The 2,463-nt window shown below is 35.0% G+C and carries 2 protein-coding genes; both read left to right on the top strand.

The features are described from left to right. Positions 1-410 precede the first annotated feature (410 nt). Positions 411-620 carry a hypothetical protein gene (locus FW758_RS24275; RefSeq protein WP_446446797.1) on the top strand — a complete coding sequence of 70 codons (210 nt, stop codon included), beginning with the start codon at positions 411-413 and terminating at the stop codon, positions 618-620. A gap of 172 nt (positions 621-792) precedes the next feature. After that, positions 793-2,280, top strand: coding sequence for a hypothetical protein (locus tag FW758_RS24270; protein WP_446446796.1), 1,488 nt, complete (start codon positions 793-795; stop codon positions 2,278-2,280). Positions 2,281-2,463: the final 183 nt, after the last annotated feature.

Here is a 2,463-nt window from a genome sequence, read left to right as displayed (position 1 = left end):
AAGCTTGTTAGCACACGTTTGTTCGTTCTGGACTTTACGAAAGAGTTACCCTACAAAATCTCATCTATTAGCCCTCCACTTTAGTGCTTCTCTATAACAGCCGAATCCTGGTTAGATATACAGTCATATCGTATTACGCTAGTTTTTGAGGGTTTTGAGAGCAACATCCGTGCGCGTTTTTCCAAAAAATAAAATTGAAAGTCATTTTAAATCAACTAGATAAAATATATTGAGCTTAGTTAATAGGTTTGGAAAACGCGCATGCGCGTTTTTCCGGATGGTGTATTTGTAAAAAATCTGATAACTTCTTTACATACAGATAGTTAACTGTGCGCATTTTTACTGGTCTAACGTGATAAACGCGCATGCGCACGAATAAAATGTTATGTGTTTTTCTATGGAGTGGAATTATGAGTCATAATCAGAAAGTAGCATTTTGGAGCATGTTCATTATGTTTTGCGTCGGAGCTACAGCAAGTATTTATCCTCAAGGCGCATTCGATAATATTACTTTAGCAGGCTCAATTATCATTACTGGCTTTTATCTTATTGTTGCATTATTCATTCGAAAGTATGTAAAGTCCAACCCTAAAGACATTGATAAATGGTTTCAAAAATAAACACATAACAAGTTGCCCAAAATCGCCGCAAACAACGCGGCTGGGACAAATACTCACTGGGCTTCGCCCAACAACGTTCGCATTTGCCCATTGGCAAAGCGTTATGAATATTCAGTTTATAACCCGCTGATTATTCTATATAATTAGTGAAATTCAGTATTATTGTATTGCTATGAAAATTAAAATTAAAATAAAAAACTACTATGATGTACTCGATTATAACTATGTTTTGATATGTACCTCAAACAACAACGAAAAGAAAGCCATTAATCGAGTTTTAAAGCATCGTCGAGAATTGGTTATAAATATGAACTCGCTGGGTTGTAGTGTAGGTCTTGTAAATGATGTTTTTGTAATTCATTTGACAGGAACGTCAGGAATGGAAGCGAGGGAATCTATATCTAGATTGGTCATAGAGTTTCTTAAGAGGGAATCAAATCCCAATCCTAGTCTAATATTACTGGCTGGGTTTTGTTGGGGTAACCCAAAACTCACCAATCAAAATGATGTTATCATTTCCAGTGATATTATCTCTTTGAATAGTGATAGCTATCTTCCTGATGGACAATCTTATAAAGCAACTTCTTATGCTAGTTCAGTTGATGTGGGTTTTATTAAAAATAAAATCCAGACAGTAATCACTGGAACAATGGTTAGCTTAGAATCACTAATCGCAAAAACATCCAAAAGAGATGAGATTATTAAAAGTTTTTCTCATGTAGTTGGTGGCGAAATGGAAGCTTGGGGATTTGTTCCTAGTGTTGGTAATACCCCATGGGCTGTTGTTAAGTCCGTTTCAGATTTTGGTGATGACTTATTCAACCGAGATACTCAGGCAGCCGCAGCTAGTGAAGCTGCTACTGTAACCAAAGATTTAATTGGTTATTATCAGAGTGAGGGGCATTTAGATTTCAATACAACTTCATCTGATAACCTACCTTTAACTAATGCTTTGTATGGCAATGAAATAAAAATAACTAATGGTGAAGTAAATGCAATTAATCTTAATGATTATTTGCATAATATGTCATTTTTAATACAGTACAAGCTTGGATATTATGTAACAAGTGATGAGTATGGTGATAATTTTATTAAATACTTTAGTTATTTAATCTTGGAAGCTGTACAGAACTCATTTAAACATGGTAGAGCCACAGAAGTTAATATTAAATTCGATGATAAAAGTATCTTTATTCAATGTAATGGAAATGATTTTGACTTGAATGAGTTAAGTAATGTGGACGGGCGTGGAGGCCAATTCGCATGGCTTAAATTCAAAAAGAACTTCATTGATAATGAATATGTTACTTATAAGTTTCACAAGAAAAAGCACAAATTTAATCTAGTAAAGGTTAATCAGGATATTATTAGAATCATTAACAATTGTACAGCTAAAATAGTTGAAAATAAAATTGGTACTGGCTGGAGTGAATCTGAAGTCTTGAGTTACGATAATGATTGTGAGGCCGTATATATAGATGATCGACAAATATCCCTTCCATCGAGACGATTCTCATTGATTGAGGAAGCTAAACGGATTATTGAGTCTGGGCGGATCGTATTTGTATCAGTTAGTGACCAAGAGAACGAAGAGTTATATAAATCAACAGGCTATGGTCCGGATAAACTGAAAATATGGGTACACAATAAATATTCATAACAAATAAGGATAGGCCGCGCGTAGCCGCGACCTTATCCCAAGTGTTGAACAAGCCCGATGTTGATTGTTGACACTTTATTATGCAAATAGCGGATTGAGAATTTGTACTGGCGAAGGTCTTATTTTGAAAGAAACTTTTTGCAGACATGACCCGCCCTTAGCGAACGAGCTAATATTTTTATC

Source organism: Shewanella sp. 1180_01, assembly GCF_052850535.1.
This window is presented reverse-complemented; position numbering and strand designations above follow the sequence as displayed.

Excerpts from the sequence above, each read along its gene's own strand:
- FW758_RS24275 (WP_446446797.1), top strand. The coding sequence starts at position 411 with ATGAGTCATAATCAGAAAGTAGCATTTTGGAGCATGTTCATTATGTTT.
- FW758_RS24270 (WP_446446796.1), top strand. The coding sequence starts at position 793 with ATGAAAATTAAAATTAAAATAAAAAACTACTATGATGTACTCGATTAT.